The organism is Microbacterium sp. PM5 (genome assembly GCF_003293595.1).
Classification (GTDB): Bacteria; Actinomycetota; Actinomycetes; order Actinomycetales; family Microbacteriaceae; genus Microbacterium.
The window spans coordinates 1,246,410-1,263,662 of record NZ_CP022162.1 but is presented as its reverse complement, the minus strand read 5'-3'; the positions used below and the strand labels follow the sequence as shown (position 1 = coordinate 1,263,662).

16 protein-coding genes are annotated in these 17,253 nt (G+C 67.6%); 12 read left to right on the top strand and 4 right to left on the bottom strand.

Features of this window, described 5'->3' with window-relative positions; genetic code table 11:
- Positions 1-40: 40 nt before the first annotated feature.
- A complete protein-coding gene (locus CEP17_RS06230; RefSeq protein ID WP_239498600.1) occupies positions 41-1,615 on the top strand; it encodes a UDP-N-acetylmuramoyl-L-alanyl-D-glutamate--2,6-diaminopimelate ligase in 1,575 nt (524 codons plus the stop codon).
- Between the two features lie 30 nt (positions 1,616-1,645).
- On the opposite strand, the gene CEP17_RS06225 is transcribed toward CEP17_RS06230, so the two are convergent.
- Positions 1,646-1,888: a hypothetical protein gene (locus CEP17_RS06225; protein WP_036287935.1), complete on the bottom strand. Its 243-nt coding sequence runs from the start codon at positions 1,886-1,888 to the stop codon at positions 1,646-1,648.
- A gap of 32 nt (positions 1,889-1,920) precedes the next feature.
- On the opposite strand from CEP17_RS06225, the gene CEP17_RS06220 reads away from it, so the two are divergent.
- The 11 genes from CEP17_RS06220 (at position 1,921) to CEP17_RS06170 (ending at position 13,884) form a co-directional block, all read left to right on the top strand.
- The gene (locus CEP17_RS06220; protein WP_036287931.1) at positions 1,921-2,358 is read left to right on the top strand and encodes a MarR family transcriptional regulator; all 438 of its coding nucleotides are present in this window, start codon (positions 1,921-1,923) and stop codon (positions 2,356-2,358) included.
- A 61-nt stretch (positions 2,359-2,419) separates the two neighbouring features.
- Positions 2,420-5,332 carry an excinuclease ABC subunit UvrA gene (uvrA, locus tag CEP17_RS06215; protein WP_112931634.1) on the top strand — a complete coding sequence of 971 codons (2,913 nt, stop codon included), beginning with the start codon at positions 2,420-2,422 and terminating at the stop codon, positions 5,330-5,332.
- A gap of 2 nt (positions 5,333-5,334) precedes the next feature.
- Positions 5,335-7,254: an excinuclease ABC subunit UvrC gene (gene uvrC / locus CEP17_RS06210; RefSeq protein WP_112931633.1), complete on the top strand. Its 1,920-nt coding sequence runs from the start codon at positions 5,335-5,337 to the stop codon at positions 7,252-7,254.
- Positions 7,255-7,298: 44 nt separating this feature from the next.
- Positions 7,299-8,174 carry an RNase adapter RapZ gene (gene rapZ, locus CEP17_RS06205; RefSeq protein ID WP_036321514.1) on the top strand — a complete coding sequence of 292 codons (876 nt, stop codon included), beginning with the start codon at positions 7,299-7,301 and terminating at the stop codon, positions 8,172-8,174.
- A gap of 40 nt (positions 8,175-8,214) precedes the next feature.
- On the top strand, positions 8,215-9,192 hold the full coding sequence (gene whiA, locus CEP17_RS06200; RefSeq protein WP_036287924.1) for a DNA-binding protein WhiA: 978 nt from the start codon (positions 8,215-8,217) through the stop codon (positions 9,190-9,192).
- A 130-nt stretch (positions 9,193-9,322) separates the two neighbouring features.
- The gene (locus CEP17_RS06195) at positions 9,323-9,952 is read left to right on the top strand and encodes a superoxide dismutase (protein WP_036287922.1); all 630 of its coding nucleotides are present in this window, start codon (positions 9,323-9,325) and stop codon (positions 9,950-9,952) included.
- Between the two features lie 138 nt (positions 9,953-10,090).
- A complete protein-coding gene (gene gap, locus CEP17_RS06190; protein ID WP_036321523.1) occupies positions 10,091-11,101 on the top strand; it encodes a type I glyceraldehyde-3-phosphate dehydrogenase in 1,011 nt (336 codons plus the stop codon).
- 9 nt (positions 11,102-11,110) lie between these two features.
- The gene (locus tag CEP17_RS06185; protein WP_112931632.1) at positions 11,111-12,328 is read left to right on the top strand and encodes a phosphoglycerate kinase; all 1,218 of its coding nucleotides are present in this window, start codon (positions 11,111-11,113) and stop codon (positions 12,326-12,328) included.
- Positions 12,328-13,110 carry a triose-phosphate isomerase gene (gene tpiA / locus CEP17_RS06180; RefSeq protein ID WP_082013795.1) on the top strand — a complete coding sequence of 261 codons (783 nt, stop codon included), beginning with the start codon at positions 12,328-12,330 and terminating at the stop codon, positions 13,108-13,110. The genes CEP17_RS06185 and tpiA overlap by 1 nt, the downstream gene beginning before the upstream one ends.
- Before the next feature lie 169 nt (positions 13,111-13,279).
- Entirely contained in the window at positions 13,280-13,528 is a 249-nt protein-coding gene (gene secG, locus CEP17_RS06175) for a preprotein translocase subunit SecG (RefSeq protein ID WP_036283588.1), read from the top strand.
- Positions 13,528-13,884, top strand: coding sequence for an RNA polymerase-binding protein RbpA (locus CEP17_RS06170; RefSeq protein WP_036287901.1), 357 nt, complete (start codon positions 13,528-13,530; stop codon positions 13,882-13,884). The genes secG and CEP17_RS06170 overlap by 1 nt, the downstream gene beginning before the upstream one ends.
- 88 nt (positions 13,885-13,972) lie before the next feature.
- On the opposite strand, the gene pgl is transcribed toward CEP17_RS06170, so the two are convergent.
- Genes pgl through zwf form a run of 3 tightly spaced genes read right to left on the bottom strand, consistent with a single transcriptional unit; the run spans position 13,973 to position 17,249 of the window.
- Positions 13,973-14,752 carry a 6-phosphogluconolactonase gene (pgl, locus tag CEP17_RS06165; RefSeq protein ID WP_112931631.1) on the bottom strand — a complete coding sequence of 260 codons (780 nt, stop codon included), beginning with the start codon at positions 14,750-14,752 and terminating at the stop codon, positions 13,973-13,975.
- Between the two features lie 8 nt (positions 14,753-14,760).
- Positions 14,761-15,702: a glucose-6-phosphate dehydrogenase assembly protein OpcA gene (locus CEP17_RS06160; RefSeq protein ID WP_039416105.1), complete on the bottom strand. Its 942-nt coding sequence runs from the start codon at positions 15,700-15,702 to the stop codon at positions 14,761-14,763.
- The gene (gene zwf, locus CEP17_RS06155; protein WP_112931630.1) at positions 15,699-17,249 is read right to left on the bottom strand and encodes a glucose-6-phosphate dehydrogenase; all 1,551 of its coding nucleotides are present in this window, start codon (positions 17,247-17,249) and stop codon (positions 15,699-15,701) included. The genes CEP17_RS06160 and zwf overlap by 4 nt, the downstream gene beginning before the upstream one ends.
- Positions 17,250-17,253: the final 4 nt, after the last annotated feature.

Here is a 17,253-nt window from a genome sequence, read left to right as displayed (position 1 = left end):
GCTGACAGCCGGGTTCGCACTGTTTTGCTATCGTCGCCGAGTGAGCATCGAGCAGTCCTCCCCGTCGGTTCCCTCGGAGGCCGGAATGGGGGTTGCGCAGCCCGCCGCGAACCGTCCGCAGAACGTCGTTGCTCGCTCACTCGCCGACATCGCCGATCAGGTCGGTGCGTCTCTCGTCGCCGGTGACGCGTTCGTCACGGGTATCGCTCTCAGCGCGGCCTCGACGCAGCCGGGTGATCTGTTCTTCGCTCAGCCGGGGGCCCGGACTCACGGCGCGCGCTATCTCGCCGACGCCGTGGAAGCCGGGGCGGTCGCGGTGCTCACCGACGCCGCCGGCGCCGACATCATCGACGCCACGACAGGACTCTCCGCGCTCCCACGGATCGTCGTCGATGGGCACCCCCGTCGGGTGTTGGGTGGGCTCGCCGCCTGGTTCTACGACCAGCCTGCGCGTGCGCTGAAGACGATCGGCATCACGGGCACGCAGGGCAAGACCTCGACGACCTATCTCGTCGATGCAGCGCGTCAGTCCCGGCACACCGGGGTGATCGGCTCGATGGGAACGCGCATCGACGGCGTCGCCGTTCCGTCCACTCTCACCACTCCGGAAGCCCCGCAGATGCACGCGCTGTTGGCGCTCATGCGCGAGCGCGGTGTCGAGGTGGTCTCTTCCGAGGTGTCGAGCCATGCCATCACGATGGGTCGCGTGGAAGGCCTCCGCTTCGACGTCGGCATCTTCCTCAACCTCGGCCACGACCATCGCGACTTCCACGGCACGCAGGAGGCCTATCTGCTGGCCAAGCGCGAGCTGCTGACGCCGGCGATGTCCTGTGTCGCGCTGGTGAACGTCGACGACCGGGCCGGGCGGCGCCTGCATGCCGATGCCGACCTGAACACGCAGTCGTTCTCGGTGACGGGTCGCGACGCGCACTGGCGCGCCGTCGACATCGACCTGCGGCTGGACGGCTCCTCGTTCACGGTGATCGGACCCGATGGCCAGACGGAGCGTTTCACCACACCCCTGGTGGGAGAGTTCAACGTCAGCAACATCTTGGCCGCGGTCGCGGCCCTCGACATCGTGGGTCATCCTCTCTCGGCATCCGTGGAGGGGATTGCGAACTTCGCGGGCGTCGAGGGGCGGGTCCAGTTCGTCCCCGTGGATGCCGAGTTCCAGGTCGTCATCGACGCCGGCCACAAGCCCGAGGCGATCAACGCGCTGCTGCGCGCCATGCGGCCTCTGACGCCGGGGCGCATCATCACGGTGATCGGATCCAACGGCAATCGCGATGCGAACAAGCGTCCGCTCATGGGCCGCTTCTCCGCGATGGCCTCGGACATCGTGATCGTCACCGACGACAATCCCGCCGACGAGGACCCCGCGACCATCAGGCGAGCCGTCGTCGCCGGTACGCGCGGCTCGCGCGCAGAGGTCTTCGACGTGGGCGGCCGAGCCGAGGCGATCCACAAGGCCGTCGAACTCGCCCGGGAGGGCGACCTCATCGCCATCGTCGGTAAGGGCGACGAGCGTCACCAGATCATGCGAGACGGCGTGATCGTTCCGCACAGCGACCCCGACGAGGTGGAGTGGGCGCTGCGGCAGCGCGCGCGATCATGACGTTCGAGCGCGCCTGACGGGCGATCCTGATCAGGGGCAGTGCATGAGCGGCTTCGGGCCGCTGCGGTCGAACGTGTGCTGAGACATCGCGTGGCCGCAGAGCGGGCAGGCCCGTTCGGCGCGCGCCGGCTCGGGCTCGCTTTCGTACGGACCGACCGACGCGGGACCGGCCAGGCGGATGAGCCGCGTGTTGAGGTACGTGTACCACCCGCCGGCGTCGCGCACCCGTTGACGCAGCGGCGGCCGCTCGGCATCGTTTCGTGTCATGAACATTAGTGTACTAACGAAATGAGTACAGTAGAGGCATGGATGCGCGCGACGATCTGCTGAAGCTCGAGAACCAGCTGTGCTTCGCTCTCGTGACGGCCGCACGCAACGTCGTCTCCATCTATCGTCCTGTCCTCGATCCCCTCGGCCTGACGCACCCGCAGTACCTCGTGATGCTCGCCCTCTGGGAGCACTCGCCGCGCTCGCTGGGTGAGCTCGCGGAGGAGCTTGCGATGGAACCGGCCACCCTGTCGCCGCTCGTCAAGCGCCTTGAGGCGCAGGGGCGGGTCAGTCGCACGCGCCGCACTGACGACGAGCGGGTGCTGGATATCGCGCTCACCGCCGACGGCACGTCTCTGCGGGCGCGGGCTCTCGACGTGCCGGCGCAGATCATGGCGAGAGTCGGGATGGATGCCGACCAACTTGCGGCACTGCGCGACGGTCTCGCCCCCTTCGCCGGCCGTCGGCCGGACTGAGGAGGGTACGCCGAGAGCGCACCTCGGATCCGGTGTCGGAGGCCACACCTAGACTTGTCCGGTGCCCATCGTCCCTGTTGCCTCGTCGAAACTCAGCGTGCGCGGAGCCCGCGTCCACAACCTCAAGAACGTGGATCTCGACATCCCGCGCGACTCCCTCGTCGTCTTCACCGGCCTCTCCGGTTCGGGCAAGTCCAGCCTCGCTTTCGACACGATCTTCGCCGAAGGTCAGCGTCGTTACGTGGAGTCGCTGAGCGCGTACGCGCGCCAGTTCCTCGGTCAGGTCGACCGCCCGGACGTCGACTTCATCGAGGGGTTGAGTCCCGCCGTCTCGATCGATCAGAAGTCGACGAACCGCAACCCGCGTTCGACGGTCGGCACCATCACCGAGATCCACGACTACATGCGTCTGCTGTGGGCGCGTATCGGTGTTCCGCACTGTCCCGAGTGCGGCGCCCAGATCCAGCGGCAGACCGTGCAGCAGATCGCCGATCAGCTCATGGAGCTGCCCGAGCGCACGCGCTATCAGATCGTGGCCCCGGTCGTGACGCAGAAGAAGGGCGAGTTCGTCGACCTCTTCAAGGAGCTGTCGGCCAAGGGATACGCCCGCGCGGTCGTGGACGGCGACCTGATTCAGCTCGCGGAGCCCCCGACGCTCAAGAAGAGCTACAAGCATGACATCGCGGTCGTGGTCGACCGGCTCGTGGCAAGTGGCGACATCCTCGGCCGCGTCACCGACTCGGTCGAGACCGCGCTCGGCCTCGCCGACGGCATCGTGCAGATCAACTTCGTCGACGAAGAAGGCGACGACGCGTGGGTGAGTTTCAGCGAGAAGCTCGCCTGTCCGAACGGGCATCCGCTGCAGCTGACCGAAATCGAGCCGCGTACCTTCTCGTTCAACGCTCCCTTCGGCGCGTGCCCCACCTGTTCCGGTCTGGGCACGCGGATGTCGGTCGATGTCGAGCTGATGCTGGGCGATGAAGAGCTGTCGATCAACGACGGCGTCATCATCCCATGGACGACACAGGGCAAGGGGCTGTACCAGTATTACGAGCGCCTCCTGGTGGGCCTGGCCGATGACCTCGACTTCTCGCTCGACACACCGTGGCGGGACCTGTCCACCGACGTCCAGGATGCGATCCTTCGCGGCGAGAACTACAAGGTCACGGTGAAGTGGCGCAACCGCTACGGCCGGGAGATGCGCTACTCGTCCGGGTTCGAGGGGGTCGTGCCCTACATCGAGCGTCAGTACACCCAGGCCGAGACCGACGCGCAGCGCCAGCGATGGGCGGAGTACCTTCGTGAGGTCCCGTGTCCCGTGTGCCACGGCGACCGTCTGAAGCCCGAGGTGCTGGCCGTCCTGGTGCACGACCATTCGATCGCCGATGCGTCGCGCATGAGTCTGGCCGACGCGCAGCAGTACTTCGCGCAGCTCGAGCTGACCGACCGCGAAGCCAAGATCGCCGCTGCCGTCCTCAGGGAGATCCGCGCGCGCTTGGACTTCCTCGTGCAGGTCGGACTCAACTATCTGAGCCTCGGACGCTCCGCGGGCTCGCTCTCCGGCGGGGAGGCCCAGCGCATCCGGCTCGCGACGCAGATCGGCTCCGGGCTGACGGGCGTGCTGTACGTGCTCGACGAACCCTCTATCGGGCTGCACCAGCGAGACAACCGCCGGCTGATCGAGACCCTCGTCCGGCTGAAGGATCTGGGCAACACCCTCATCGTCGTCGAGCACGACGAGGAGACCGTGCAGGCGTCGGACTGGATCGTCGACATCGGGCCCCGCGCGGGTGTCGACGGAGGCGAAGTCGTGCATTCGGGTCCGCTGTCGTCGCTGCTCGAGGAAGAGCGCTCGTTGACGGGCGCCTACCTCAGCGGGCGGCGGTCGATCGAGGCACCCAAGAAGCGGCGCAAGATCGACAAGAAGCGCATGCTGACCGTCGTCGGCGCCCGCGAGAACAACCTGCAGAACGTCACCGCCGAATTCCCCCTCGGGGTGCTCACCGCCGTGACGGGCGTCAGCGGCTCGGGCAAGTCGACTCTGGTCAACGGCATCCTCTACGAAGTCCTCGCGACCAAGCTCAACGGAGCGCGCCGCGTGGCGGGCAAGCACACCCGAATCACCGGCCTCGACAACCTCGACAAGGTCGTGCACGTCGATCAGGCCCCGATCGGGCGGACACCGCGATCCAACCCCGCGACCTACACGGGCGTGTTCGATCGCATCCGCACCCTGTTCAGCGAGACGCCCGAGGCGAAGGTGCGCGGCTATCAGCCGGGTCGGTTCAGCTTCAACGTCAAGGGCGGCCGTTGCGAGGCCTGCTCGGGCGACGGCACGATCAAGATCGAGATGAACTTCCTGCCCGACGTCTACGTCGACTGCGAGGTCTGTCACGGCAAGCGCTACAACCGTGACACGCTCGCCGTGCACTACAAGGGCAAGAACATCGCCGAGGTGCTGGAGATGCCGATCTCCGAGGCGGCCGACTTCTTCGAGCCGATCCAAGCGATCCACCGCTTCCTGAAGACCCTCGTCGACGTCGGGCTCGGGTATGTCCGACTCGGACAGTCGGCGACGACGCTCTCCGGCGGCGAGGCTCAGCGCGTCAAGCTCGCGACCGAGCTGCAGCGCCGCTCGAATGGGCGCAGCATCTACGTGCTCGACGAGCCCACGACCGGGCTGCACTTCGAAGACGTGTCTCTGCTGCTGAAAGTGCTGGGCGGCCTCGTCGACAAGGGGAACACGGTCGTTGTCATCGAGCACAATCTCGACGTGATCAAGTCGGCCGACTGGATCATCGACCTGGGGCCCGAGGGTGGTTCGGGCGGCGGCCGCATCGTCGCGACGGGGACGCCCGAGCAGGTGGCGCGCGTCGAAGAGAGCCACACCGGCGCCTTCCTGGCCGAGATCCTCGCGGCAGGGCCGTCTGACGCGACAGCGACGGCGCGGGGGCCGGTGCGGAAGGCCGGCTGACGATGGCCGACGCGCTTCCTTACAAGCCGAAGCCGGGGGAGATCCCCACGCAGCCCGGGGTCTACCGCTTCCGCGACGCGGACGGCCGCGTCCTCTACGTCGGCAAGGCCAAGAATCTGCGCGCCCGGTTGTCCAACTACTTCGCGCCGCTGCACACCCTGCACGAGCGCACCCGCCGGATGGTGCTCACGGCGGCATCCGTGGAGTGGACGGTGGTCGGCAGCGATGTCGAGTCGCTGCAGCTGGAGTACATGTGGATCCAAGAGTTCTCGCCGCCGTTCAACGTGCGCTACAAGGACGACAAGTCCTACCCCTACATGGCGATCACCTTGGCCGACGAGGCGCCGCGCGTCATCGTGACCCGCAATCGGCGCATTCCCGGAGCGCGCTATTTCGGCCCGTACCCGAAGGTGTGGGCGGTGCACGACACGATCGACCTGATGATCAAGGTCTTCCCCATCCGCACCTGCTCCGACGCGTCGTACAAGAAGGCCATGGCGACCGGACGGCCGTGCTTTCCGGGACAGATCGGTCGATGCGGCGGACCGTGTTCGATGAAGGTCACGATCGAGGAGCACCGCGCCATCGTCGACGACTTCGTCGCTTTCATGGCGGGCGGAGACCAGCGCTTCGCGCGTGACCTCACCGCGCGCATGCGCGAGGCGGCGGCGGCGATGGACTACGAATCGGCCGCGGTCTACCGCGACAGGCTGCAGGCGATCGATGCGGTGCTCAGTCGGAGTTCTCTGGTGCTGGCCGAGGACACGGATGCCGATCTGTTCGGCATCGCGGAGGACGAACTCTCGGCGGCGGTGCAGCATTTCGTCGTCCGGGGCGGTCGCGTACGTGGTGTCCGTGCGACGACCATCGACAAGGAGCTCGACATCTCCTCCGCCGACTTGGTGGATCAGGTGCTCCAGCGCACGTACGGTGACGCTGAGTCATCCGACATCCCTCGCCAGGTCCTGGTGCCGCGCCTGCCGGATGATGCCGCGGAGCTGGAGCAGTGGCTGCAGGAGCGGCGCGGCAAGCGCGTGAGCCTGCAGGTCGCCCAACGCGGGCGCAAGGCCGACCTGATGCGCACCGCCACCGTCAACGCGCAGCAGGCGCTCTTGCTGCACAAGACGCGCCGCACCTCCGACTACACGTCGCGCACGAAAGCTCTCACCGACCTGCAACTCGCCCTCGGCATGGACGAGGCGCCGCTGCGGATCGAATGCTACGACGTGTCGCATCTGTCGGGAACCAACGTCGTGGCCTCCATGGTGGTCTTCGAAGACGGGCTGCCGCGCAAGGATCAGTACCGCTCCTTCAGCATCGCGGAGACGACCGACGACACCGACTCGCTCTATCAGGTGCTGACGCGTCGCCTGGCCCACGTCGACCGCGACGAGGCCGCTGCCGCCGCTGCGGAAACGGCGGCGGCGGCGGTCGATCCTGCCGATGGCGAGTCGCCGGTGGTCACCGAGCGCAAACGACCGCGGTTCGCATACCGTCCGCAGCTGCTGGTCGTCGACGGCGGTGCGCCACAGGTCGCGGCTGCCGCACGCGCCCTCGAGGATGCCGGGCACGCCGAGATCGCACTGTGCGGCATCGCCAAGCGCTTGGAGGAGATCTGGCTGCCGGGGGAGGACTTCCCGGTGATCCTTCCCCGCACCTCAGAGGCGCTCTACCTGATCCAGCGCCTGCGCGACGAAGCGCACCGCTTCGCGATCACCCATCAACGAAAGCGCCGCAAGCGCGACATCTCCACCGTGCTGGGTGAGGTCCCGGGTCTCGGTGATGCACGGATCAAGGCCCTGCTACGGCACTTCGGCTCCGTCGCCGCGCTCAGCAATGCGTCCGCGGACGAGATGACGGCGCTGCCCGGAATCGGCCCCAAACTGGCGGCCGCGATCGAGCAGCGCCTCGCAAATCGCTAGGCTGTGGTCATCCGCACCGGCTTTCGAACACCCAGGGAGAGCACGTGACCGACGAGCAGCGCGCCGGCGAGGTGCTCATCGTCACGGGGATGTCAGGAGCGGGGCGCACCACGGCGGCCAACGCCCTCGAGGACCTGGGGTGGTACGTCGTCGACAATCTGCCGCCGCAGATGCTCGGGCATCTCCTCGAACTCACCGAGATGGCCGGGGGAGCGCTTCCCAAGCTCGCCGCAGTCGTCGATGTCCGCGGCCGCGATCTCTTTCAGGCGCTGCCGGCGGTCACCAATGCGCTGCGGGCGGGACGCCAGCTGCGCGTGCTGTTCCTCGACGCCGGAGACGATGTGCTCGTGCGACGGTTCGAGTCTGTGCGGCGGCCGCATCCGTTGCAGGGCGAGGGCACGATCCTCGATGGCATCCTGCGCGAGCGCGATCGCCTCCGGGTGATCCGCGAGAGCGCCGACGTCATCATCGACACGAGTGAGATGAACATCCATCAGCTCGCCTCGCGCGTCGTCGACCTCTTCAGCGACGCGGGAGAGGCGCGCCACACCCTCACGGTGATGAGCTTCGGCTTCAAATACGGTCTGCCGACCGACGTCGATCTCGTCGCCGACATGCGTTTTCTGCCGAACCCGTATTGGATCCCCGAGTTGAAGGGACACACGGGTGAAGAAGAACCCGTGCGCGACTTCGTCCTGGCTCAAGAGGGCGCGCGCGAGTTCATCGACGCGTACGCCCAGGCTCTGCACCCCGTGCTGGCGGGCTATCAGCGTGAGAACAAGCGTCATTCCGTGCTGGCGGTCGGCTGCACCGGGGGCAAGCACCGTTCGGTGGTCACCGCGCGGGAACTCGCCGACCGGCTGGCAGAGATCCCCGGTGTCGCCGTTCGTGTGAAGCATCGCGACCTCGGTCGCGAGTAGGCTATCCCTTTGTCCCGCACCCCCCGAACGAAGGATCGCTGTGTCGCCAACCGTTGACGTGAAGTCAGAGCTGGCCGCGGTGCGCGACCCTCGTCCCACGGCGCGGGTGGCCGAACTCACCGCCATCCTCCGCTTCTCCGGTGGATTGCACTCGATCGCCGGGCGCGTCGCCGTCGAGGCCGAACTGGAGACCGACCCGCTTGCGCGTCGTGTCGCCCGCGACATCATGGAGATCTACGGGGTGCGCCCGGAGCTGCACCGCGTCCAGGCGTCCGGCGGACGCGCCGGCGGCCACTTCGCCGTCCGCGTCATCGAAGGCGGCGAGACGCTCGCGCGTCAGACCGGTCTGCTCGATGCGCGTCGCCGTCCGGTGCGTGGGCTCCCGAACAAGCTCACCACCGGCGCCCGCCACGATCTCGCCGCGGTCTGGCGCGGTGCGTTCCTTGCGAGCGGTACGCTGTCCGACCCCGGTCGGTCGGCGGCGCTGGAGATCTCCTGCCCGTCCGGCGAGGCGGCCATGGCGCTCGTGGGCGCCGGCCATCGGATCGGCATCGCCGCCAAGGCCCGCGAGGTGCGCGGGGTGCCCCGGGTCGTCGTTCGCGATGGCGAGGCCATCCGCGTCGCCCTCGCCGAGATGGGTGCGGTGCGCACGGCTCAGGCCTGGGAGGAGATGCGGCAGCGTCGTGAGGTGCGCGCCGGCGTCAACCGCCTCGTCAACTTCGACGATGCCAACTTGCGTCGCTCGGCCCAGGCGGCCGTCGCGGCATGCGCGCGCGTCGAACGCGCCCTGGAGATCCTCGGCGAGGAGGTTCCCGATCACCTGCGCGAAGCCGGCGAACTGCGCCTCTCGCACCGCGACGCCAGCCTCGACGAGCTCGGCCACCACGCCGATCCGCCGTTGACCAAGGATGCCGTCGCCGGCCGCATCCGACGGCTGCTCGCCATGGCCGACAAGAAGGCCGTCGCCGACGGCATCCCCGGCACCGATGCGGCGGTACCGGAGGGTCTCGAGGACTGAGGTCGTCGGAGGCCGTTACATCTCGTTCTCAGAGGGAACAACCCCCTCGCCCTCGCGTTGCACCTCAATAGGATGGCAATGTCCCATCGCCGCAGCGCAGTTGCGGCGCCGACGACAGGAAGAAGAGAACATGGCGATCTACACGCTGCCCGACCTCCCCTACGACTTCGCAGCTCTTGAGCCGCACATCAGCGGCAAGATCATGGAGCTTCATCACGACAAGCACCACCAGGCGTACGTGACCGGCGCGAACACCGCGCTCGAGCAGCTCGCCGAGGCCCGCGAGAGCGGCAACCTCGCCAATGTCAACAAGCTCGAGAAGGACCTCGCGTTCAACCTCGGCGGGCACGTCAACCACTCGATCTTCTGGACCAACCTCGCGCCGGCCACCGACGGCGGCGGCGGACAGCCCGAGGGCGAGCTGAAGGCGGCCATCGACGAGTTCTTCGGCGGCTTCGACAAGTTCCAGGCGCACTTCACGGCTGCCGCGACCGGCATCCAGGGCTCGGGCTGGGCCGTGCTGAGCTGGGACCCGATCGGCGAGCAGCTCATCATCCAGCAGCTGTTCGACCAGCAGTCGAACACCGCTCAGGGCACCGTTCCGATCTTCCAGCTCGACATGTGGGAGCACGCGTTCTACCTCGACTACCTCAACGTCAAGGCGGACTACGTGAAGGCGGTCTGGAACATCGCCAACTGGGGCAACGTCGCCGAGCGCTTTTCGACGGCGCGCGAGAAGACGGCCGGACTGCTCAAGTAGTAGTCTCAAGACCAGGTGAGGATGCCGGGTCCCTCCCGGCGACGGGCGGTGACCCGGCATCCTTTTTCCTTCACACACCAAGTTCGCGAGTGGCGCGGTGAAACGCCGTCGCCGTCGCGACATGAACCGGGAGACAACGTGTCTGTCAAGATCGGAATCAACGGCTTCGGCCGTATCGGCCGCAACTTCCTCCGTGCCGCGCTCGAGCAGGGAGCTGACCTCGACATCGTGGCGGTGAACGACCTCACCGACAACAAGACCCTCGCCCACCTGCTGAAGTACGACTCCGTCGGCGGCCGCCTCGACGCCGAGGTCTCGTACGACGCCGACTCCATCACCGTCAACGGCAAGTCCATCAAGGTCTTCGAAGAGCGCGACCCGGCCAACCTCCCGTGGGGCGAGCTCGGTGTCGACATCGTCATCGAGTCGACCGGTCGCTTCACCAAGGCCGCCGACGCGAAGAAGCACATCGAAGGCGGTGCCAAGAAGGTCATCATCTCCGCTCCCGGCACCGACGTCGACGGCACCTTCGTCATGGGCGTCAACGACGGCGAGTACGACTCGGCGACGATGAACATCATCTCCAACGCCTCCTGCACCACGAACTGCCTCGCCCCCCTCGCCAAGGTCTTCAACGACAACTTCGGCATCGAGCGCGGCTTCATGATGACGGCGCACGCCTACACGGCCGACCAGAACCTGCAGGACGGCCCGCACAGCGACCTGCACCGCGCCCGCGCCGCCGCGATCAACATCGTCCCGGCCTCCACCGGTGCGGCCAAGGCGATCGGTCTCGTGCTGCCCGAGCTCAACGGCAAGCTGAGCGGTTCGTCGTACCGCGTGCCCGTTCCCACCGGCTCGATCGTCGACCTCACGATCATCACCCCGACCGAGGGCCTCACGGCCGAGGTCATCAACGCGGCGTACAAGAAGGCTGCGGCGGAGGGTGAGCTCGTCGGCTACCTCAAGTACAACGAGGACGCCATCGTCTCCAGCGACATCCAGCTCGACCCCCACTCGTCGGTCTTCGACGCGGGTCAGACGAATGTCTCCGGCAACCTCGTGAAGGTGTCGTCCTGGTACGACAACGAGTGGGGCTACTCGAACCGCCTCGTCGACCTCACCGAGCTCGTCGCCGACAAGCTCTGAGGTTTCACCATGGCTTTGCGCACCCTTGCATCCCTCGGGTCGCTGGCCGGTAAGCGTGTCATCGTCCGTGTTGACTTCAACGTCCCTCTGAAGGACGGCGTCATCACGGACGATGGCCGTATCCGGGCGGCTCTTCCGACCCTCAACGAGCTCATCAACCAGGGCGCGCGCGTCATCGCGTGCTCCCACCTCGGACGCCCGGACGGCGCGCCCGATCCGAAGTACAGCCTCGAGCCGGTCGCTCAGCGCCTCTCCGAGCTGCTCGGCAAGCCCGTCGTCTTCGCCCGCGACACGGTGGGGGAGTCCGCGCAGGAGGCCGTCGCGGCCCTCGAGGACGGCGATGTGACCGTCATCGAGAACCTGCGCTTCAACGCCGGTGAGACCGCGAAGGACGACGCCGAGCGTCGCGCTTTCGCGGAGCAGCTGGCCGACCTCGGCGATGTGCTCGTCTCCGATGGCTTCGGCGTCGTGCACCGCAAGCAGGCGTCGGTCTACGACCTCGCCGAGCTTCTGCCGTCGGCCGCGGGTTATCTGATCGAGAAGGAGGTCGACGTCCTCGATCGCCTCACGGAGAACCCCGAGCGTCCCTACGCCGTCGTCCTCGGCGGGTCGAAGGTGAGCGACAAGCTGGGTGTCATCGCCCATCTGCTGCCTCGCGCGGACAAGATCCTCGTCGGCGGCGGCATGCTCTTCACCTTCCTGGCCGCTCAGGGCCACTCGGTGGGCAAGAGCCTCCTCGAGACCGACCAGATCGAGACCGTCAAGGGCTACATCGCGGATGCCGCGGCGCGCGGGGTCGAGCTGATCCTCCCCGTCGACGCGGTCATGGCATCCGGCTTCGCCGCCGACGCCGATCACGTCGTCGCCGCCGCCGACGCGCTGGAGGACACTCCCTTCGGCGCCGACGGCATGGGTCTGGACATCGGTCCGCGTACGGCGGAGATCTTCGCCGACGCGATTCGCGGCGCGAAGACGGTGTTCTGGAACGGCCCGATGGGTGTGTTCGAGATGCCGGCCTTCGCGGCCGGGACGAAGACGGTCGCGCAGGCGCTCACCGAGGTCGACGGTCTGTCGGTCGTCGGTGGCGGTGACTCGGCGGCAGCCGTTCGTCAGCTCGGTTTCGCGGACGACCAGTTCGGTCACATCTCGACCGGTGGTGGCGCGAGCCTGGAGTTCCTGGAGGGCAAGAAGCTCCCCGGGCTGGAGATCCTGGGATGGGAGGCCTGATGTCGCGCACACCGCTCATCGCCGGCAACTGGAAGATGAACCTCGACCACCTGCAGGCGGTCGCCTTCGTGCAGAAGCTGCACTGGACGCTCAAGGATGCCGGGCACGACGAGGGCTCGGTCGAGGTGGCCGTCTTCCCGCCGTTCACCGATCTGCGCACCGTCCAGACGCTGCTGGACGCCGACAAGATCCCCTTCGCACTCGGGGCGCAGGACCTGTCGACGCACGACAGCGGCGCGTACACCGGCGAGGTCTCGGGAGCCTTCCTGAGCAAGCTGGCCTGCCGCTACGTGATCATCGGTCACTCCGAGCGTCGTGACTACCACCACGAGTCCGACGCGATCGTCGCCGACAAGGTCCAGGCCGCGCTGCGGCACGGCCTGGTCCCGGTGATCTGCGTCGGCGAGACGCTGGAGCAGCGCGAACAGTCGGGGCCCACGGCGGTCTCGGTCGCTCAGCTGCAGGCGGCTCTCGCCGGAGTCGCAGCCGACGCGGACATCGTGGTCGCTTACGAGCCCGTCTGGGCCATCGGCACCGGTCAGGTGGCCTCTCCCGAGCAGGCTCAGGAGGTATGCACGGCCCTGCGCGAGGTGCTCTCCGAGACTCTCGGTGCGGACGCCGCGGCGCGTACCCGTGTGCTCTACGGCGGTTCGGTGAAGTCGGGCAACATCGCCAGCTTCATGCGTGAGCCCGATGTCGACGGCGCGCTCGTCGGCGGCGCGAGCCTGGTGGCCGACGAGTTCGCCGCCATCATCCGCTACCAGAAGCACGTCGGCGTCTGACACGCTGCGGTTCCGCGCGCGTCGGCCTGCGGTTGACTCGCTTCGCTCGCTCAACGACCGGGATCCAAGGCCCGGTCGTTGAGCAGCACCGCGGGTGCGAGCCGAAACGTCGGTATACTCGACCTTTGTGCGCTCGATGACGCGGGCGCCGCGAAAGGCATTTTCGACTGTGGATATCCTCGAGTTCGTACTGCAGGTGGTGCTGGGCATCACCAGCCTCCTGCTGACCCTCCTGATCCTCCTGCACAAGGGGCGCGGTGGCGGTCTGTCCGACATGTTCGGCGGCGGCATGAGTTCAGCGCTCGGATCGTCGGGTCTCGCGGAACGCAACCTCAACCGTTTCACGGTCGTCCTCGCACTCGTCTGGTTCGTCGCGATCGTCGCGCTCGGACTCATCACCAAATTCCAGGGGCTCTGATGGCAACCGGCGGAAACGCGATTCGTGGCACCCGAGTGGGTGCCGGACCCATGGGCGAGCAGGATCACGGCCATCACGCCGACCGCATCGCCGTGTCGTACTGGGATGCGCTGGGCAACGAGACCGTCCGCTACTTCGCCGCGGGTATCGCGGAGGAGGAGATCCCCGACGTCATCGATTCGCCGCACTCGGGTCTGCCGGCGGGACGCGACAAGGACAATCCCCCCGCGCTCGCGAAGACGGAACCCTACAAGACACACCTGGCTTACGTGAAGGAGCGCCGCACCGACGAAGAGGCCGACGCCCTCCTCGACGATGCACTGCAGCAGCTGCGCGAACGCCGCGGCCAAGCCTGAGTTTCACTGGCCTCACGGCCGACGAAGAAGCCCTCGTGCGACGAACGATCGTTTCGTACGAGGGCTTCTGGCGTGATAGCGGCGTCGATCAGAAGTCTTGGTCGATGAGCTCCGCCGGCACGTTCGCCGCGGCGGCCTCGTCGACGAAGAACATCGTCTTCTTGCGGCCCTTTGCGCCTGCGGCCGGCACCGTCTCATAGCTGGCGCCGGCCAGGGCCAGGCCGAGGGCGGCGGCCTTGTCGGTACCAGAGACGACGAGCCAGACGCAGCGCGCCGAGTTGATCACCGGGCGGGTCATCGTGACGCGCACGGGGGGCGGCTTCGGGGCGTCACGAACGGCGACCACCGTACGGTCCGTCAGCTGGATCTCGACCCGATCGGGGAAGAGCGACGCGACGTGTCCATCGGAGCCGACGCCGAGGAAGCAGACGTAGAACTCCGGCCACGCCTGCTCCGGCGTGCCGAAGCGCGACAGATCGTCGGCGTACGCGGCCGCGGCGGCATCCGGATCGGCGGCGACGTCACTGGCCGCGATCGCGTGGATGTTGCTCGCCGGCAGCGCGACCCGGTCCAAGAGCGCGGCGCGGGCGGCGCTGTCGTGGCGATCGACGTCGTCCGGCGTCGTGAACACCTCGTCGCCCCACCAGATGTGCACGAGCGACCAGTCGATGTCGGCACGCCGAGGGCTGTCGCCGGCGGCGCGTAGCACCGCAGTGCCGATCTGGCCGCCCGCCAGAGCGATGTGGGTCGTCTTGCCTGCGGCCGATCGACGGGCGAGACGGGACAGCAGGCGTTCGGCGACCGCCGCCGCCAGCGTCGGCGCGTCAGGGCTGATCACGACGCGCTTCTCGGTCCACATCTGCGCCATCGGAACTCCTAGGACTCGCTCGTGGTCGCCGGGCCGAGAAGCTCCCAGCCCTCCGTGATCACTCGACCATACAGGAGGTCCGGATCGAGCCTGCGCAGTTCTTCCGCGAGGCATTCGCGCAGTGTCCGGCGGGGGAGGACGATGTCGTGCGAGGGCTGTCCGGGCTGCGTGAGCGTGGCGTCGATGTCGTTCGTCCGCTCGAGCACGATGTCGCCGCTCGCACGCGTCAGCCGCACCTTCTGGATGCCGTGCTCCCATTCCTCCGGGGGCGAGTAGCGCCAGGTGACCGGCACGTCGAGCTTGAGTCGCAGCCATGCGGCGAGCAGACCGGTCGAGGGCGAGCTGCCGGCTCCGACCACCTCGACGCCCGTCACCGGCTCGTAGGGCGGCTGGTCGAGCACCGCCGCCAACTGCTCCCGCCAGTGCGTCAGGCGTGTCCACGCGAGGTCGGTGTCGCCGGGCTCGTACGACGGCCCGAGACGCGAGAGGCGATCCTTGGCGTAGGGCTTCGTCGACGCGTCGGTGATGCGGCGCTGCGCCATGCGGCCGATGTCGGATGCCGCGGGCTCGGTGGGAGGGAAGTCGGGCCACCACGCGATGACGGGGGCGTCCGGCAGCAGGAGCCCGGTCACGAGGCCCTCCTGATTGGTTGCGACGTCGCCCTGCGCGCGCAGCACCACGACCTCGCTGGCGCCGGCGTCGCCTCCGACGCGGATCTGCGCGTCGAGCTTGGCATCGCCTTCGGGATTCGCGATGAGCACGATGACGCGCATCGGGTGCTCACGAGAGGCGTCGTTGGCAGCCTCGATCGCTTCCTCGTGCAGGCCGTGGGTCGTGACGATCACCAGGGTCAGCACACGACCGAGGGCGACGGCGCCGCCCTCCTCGCGCACGCTCACGAGCGAACGCGCGATCTTCGACACCGTGGTGTCGGGCAGGTCGACGATCATGGACGCCTCCAGACGCGGCCGTCGCGGGCCAGAAGTTCATCGGCCGAGGGAGGACCCCACGAGCCGGGGGAGTATTGTTCGAGCGGTCCGCCCTGGGCGCTCCAGTACTCCTCGATGGGGTCGAGGATCTTCCACGAGAGCTCGACCTCCTCGTGACGGGGAAACAGCGGCGGGTCGCCCAGCAGCACGTCGAGGATGAGGCGTTCGTAAGCTTCGGGGCTCGACTCGGTGAACGCGTGGCCGTAGCCGAAGTCCATCGTGACGTCGCGCACCTCGTTGCCCGCACCGGGCACCTTCGAGCCGAATCGGATCGTCACACCTTCGTCGGGCTGCACGCGGATCACGAGCGCGTTCTGTCCGAGCTCGAGCGTCTGGTTGCGCTGGAACAGCAGCTGCGGTGCGCGCTTGAACACGACGGCGATCTCCGTCACCCGTCGTCCCAAGCGTTTGCCGGTGCGCAGGTAGAAGGGCACGCCCGCCCAGCGTCGCGTCGCGATCTCGAGCTTCACGGCCGCGTACGTCTCGGTCGTCGACTCCGGGTTCATGCCGTCTTCTTCGAGGAAGCCCGTGACCTTCTCGCCGCCCTGCCAGCCGCCGCCGTACTGGCCGCGCGCCGTGGCCGTGGACAGGTCATCGGGCAGGCGAACCGCCGCCAGGACCTTCTCCTTCTCGGCCCGCAGGTCCTTCGCGTCCATCGAGATGGGCTCCTCCATCGCGGTCAGTGCGAGCAGCTGGAGAAGGTGGTTCTGGATCACGTCGCGTGCCGCGCCGATTCCGTCGTAGTAGCCCGCGCGTCCGCCGACACCGATGTCCTCGGCCATCGTGATCTGCACGTGATCGACGTAATTGGCGTTCCACAGCGGCTCGTACAACTCGTTCGCGAAGCGCAGTGCGAGGATGTTCTGCACCGTCTCCTTGCCGAGGTAGTGGTCGATGCGGAAGATCGAGTCGGCCGGGAAGGCGACCTCGAGTGTGGCGTTGAGTTCGCGAGCCGTCTGCAGGTCGCTGCCGAACGGCTTCTCGATGACCACCCGACGCCACGCATCCGGGTTGTTCGACTTGTCGTCGACCAGTCCGGACGCCTTCAGCTGCTTGGCCACGATTGGGAAATCGCGCGGCGGGATCGACAGGTAGAACGCGTGGTTTCCCATCGTTCCCCGTTCGACGTCGAGCTTCTCCACCGTCTCGCGCAGACGGCGGAACGCGTCGTCATCGCCGAACTCGCCCGACACGAAGCGGATGCCCTGCAGCAGCTGCTTCCACGTCTCCTCGCGGAACGGCGTGCGCGCGTACTGACGGACGGCATCGTGGACGACGTTCGCGAAGTCCTGATCCTCCCAGTCGCGACGCGCGAAGCCCACGAGGGCGAAACCGGGAGGCAGAAGTCCCCGGTTGGCGAGGTCGTACACGGCCGGCATCAGCTTCTTGCGCGACAGATCGCCTGTCACGCCGAAGATCACCAGCGCGCTGGGACCGGCGATGCGGTTGAGGCGGCGGTCATCGGGATCGCGCAACGGATTGTGGTCGCGCGAGATCTCGGCAGTCATCGAG

Coding starts and splice junctions, on each gene's coding strand:
- CEP17_RS06225 (WP_036287935.1), bottom strand. CDS start 1,888: ATGTTCATGACACGAAACGATGCCGAGCGGCCGCCGCTGCGTCAACGG.
- CEP17_RS06220 (WP_036287931.1), top strand. CDS start 1,921: ATGGATGCGCGCGACGATCTGCTGAAGCTCGAGAACCAGCTGTGCTTC.
- uvrC (WP_112931633.1), top strand. CDS start 5,335: ATGGCCGACGCGCTTCCTTACAAGCCGAAGCCGGGGGAGATCCCCACG.
- CEP17_RS06195 (WP_036287922.1), top strand. CDS start 9,323: ATGGCGATCTACACGCTGCCCGACCTCCCCTACGACTTCGCAGCTCTT.
- CEP17_RS06185 (WP_112931632.1), top strand. CDS start 11,111: ATGGCTTTGCGCACCCTTGCATCCCTCGGGTCGCTGGCCGGTAAGCGT.
- tpiA (WP_082013795.1), top strand. CDS start 12,328: ATGTCGCGCACACCGCTCATCGCCGGCAACTGGAAGATGAACCTCGAC.
- CEP17_RS06170 (WP_036287901.1), top strand. CDS start 13,528: ATGGCAACCGGCGGAAACGCGATTCGTGGCACCCGAGTGGGTGCCGGA.
- pgl (WP_112931631.1), bottom strand. CDS start 14,752: ATGGCGCAGATGTGGACCGAGAAGCGCGTCGTGATCAGCCCTGACGCG.
- CEP17_RS06160 (WP_039416105.1), bottom strand. CDS start 15,702: ATGATCGTCGACCTGCCCGACACCACGGTGTCGAAGATCGCGCGTTCG.
- zwf (WP_112931630.1), bottom strand. CDS start 17,249: ATGACTGCCGAGATCTCGCGCGACCACAATCCGTTGCGCGATCCCGAT.